Genomic DNA, 1,800 nt, shown 5'->3' with positions numbered 1-1,800 from the left:
CCCTCATCATACTCCCCGTGCCGACGCCCTTTTTTCATGTGTGTGAGTGCCCTGCAGGGGCATGCGTGTCTCCTTTGAAAAAGGAGATCGTGCATGACGCTATGGCGATGGGGATTTGCACTAGGGGGTCTCTGGTTGGCCGTTTCGGGGGGGCTCGTGGACTGGCGCGGCCATCTCACGGTCGGCAGTCTTGCGGCCGTCTTTGGCTTGGGCCTTTGGGTGATATTCAGTGGCTCCTCTGCCTTGAGTGGGGAGTAGGAGAGAGCGGGCGGCTCACGAGAGCTTCTCGCGAGTCGCCTTGACCTTTCCATGACTCAGGTGGTGCACGTGTCCCCCTTTGGAGGATCCGCCGCCTCCACGTATTTTCTTTGGCAACATGTCCCGTTGGTTGATAAGGAACCAGGCCACCAATCCGGTAGCCACAGCAAGCCCCGCAGCCGCCCAAAAGACGACGAAGCGATGGGTCATGGCCATCGAAAAGAGCGGCGGCCCCATGGCGACGCCAAAAAAGCGCACGCTGCCATAAAGGCTGGTGACAACGCCCCGTTCCTTGGAGGTGGTGGCGCTGGTCACCATGGTGTTGATGGAGGGTAGCACGCTGCCCGTGCCGATGCCTTGCAGTACCAGGATAGCCAGCGCTAGGACCACATTGGTGGTCGCGAAAAAGGGCTCAATGACCATGGCAAGCGCAATGAGGCCCATACCGAGGATGACAATTTTTTTAGCCCAGTTGGCGATTTTCTTTTGCAGCACCGTACCGGAAATATAGGAGGTAATGGCCGACGCCAGCACCGGAATGGCGATGAGCATGCCGCGCACAATCTCGCCATAGCCGAAGTTCTTCTCTAAAATATCCGCCAAATAGCTTAAGACGCCAAAGAGAATGAAGAGCACCGCCGCTCCCCCCAAAAAAGTGGCCAGGATGGAGGAGCCTTTGGTAGCGAAGGTGTGCTTGAGACCCTGCCAATATTGTCCGATGCCCCCGCGGGCTTGATTCTTTTTGGGCTCTTGAATGATAAACCAAACAAGAGCCGCGACGGGAAAGGACAGGACGCCGTAGGCGAAAAACGGCAAGAACCATATAACCAGGGCCAAGGCGGATCCGGCGATGGGTGAGATAACTTTGCCAAGGCCATTGGACGCTTCCAATACCCCCAAGGCTGACGCTCGCTTCTTAGACTGAAACATGTCGCCGGCCACCGCCATGGCGAGTTGGTAGGTGCCGCCGGCGCCAATGCCTTGGGCGAGGCGCGAGGCCATAATCCATCCGTAAGGGTGCGGAAAGAGCCACGAGGCAAATCCAGCTCCCAAGCCACCGAGTCCATACAAAATGAGGGAGGGCGCCATGATGACACGCCGTCCAATGCGATCCGACAGCGCCCCCGCGAAAGGAATAATGATGCCGGCTGGGATGGAGAAAATGGTAATCACCAAGCCTACTTGAAAAAGGGTCAGATTCATGACTTTCATCATCTTGGGCAAAACCGGAATGAGCATGGAATTTCCCAGTACCATGATGAAGGGCACCAAACACAGCACCCAAAGCTTCATGGCGTGGGACTTTTCATCGTTTGAGCCGCCGGACCGGCCCGAGCCTGTCTCTTTCTTTTGTACGGCCATTCGAGATCCTCCCCGTCCGTGATAGCGAAACTACCATTTAACCTGTCTTATCGGCGCCGTTTGCATCCCGTCAATTTTTGGCCTATCACCGTCAGACTGCCGGTTGAGGGTTTTTCATAACTGGACAAATCACGGCTGTGGATAAGTGCTCCCCCTTGATGATGCCCTTTCCAACGTTCT

The 1,800-nt window shown here is 56.2% G+C and carries 2 protein-coding genes; one reads left to right on the top strand and one right to left on the bottom strand.

Annotated elements, in window-relative coordinates; all coding sequences use genetic code 11:
* Window positions 1-93: 93 nt before the first annotated feature.
* Window positions 94-258, top strand: a complete 165-nt coding sequence (locus tag HIJ39_RS22695; RefSeq protein ID WP_169103303.1) for a hypothetical protein — start codon at window positions 94-96, stop codon at window positions 256-258.
* A gap of 15 nt (window positions 259-273) precedes the next feature.
* On the opposite strand, the gene HIJ39_RS22690 is transcribed toward HIJ39_RS22695, so the two are convergent.
* A complete protein-coding gene (locus tag HIJ39_RS22690) occupies window positions 274-1,620 on the bottom strand; it encodes an MFS transporter (protein WP_169103302.1) in 1,347 nt (448 codons plus the stop codon).
* Between the last annotated feature and the right edge of the window lie 180 nt (window positions 1,621-1,800).

This window comes from Sulfobacillus harzensis, assembly GCF_012933365.1.
In the GTDB taxonomy this organism is placed as follows: domain Bacteria; phylum Bacillota; class Sulfobacillia; order Sulfobacillales; family Sulfobacillaceae; genus Sulfobacillus_B; species Sulfobacillus_B harzensis.
The sequence above is the reverse complement of the archived record's forward strand: the minus strand, read 5'-3'. Positions and strand labels throughout refer to the sequence as shown.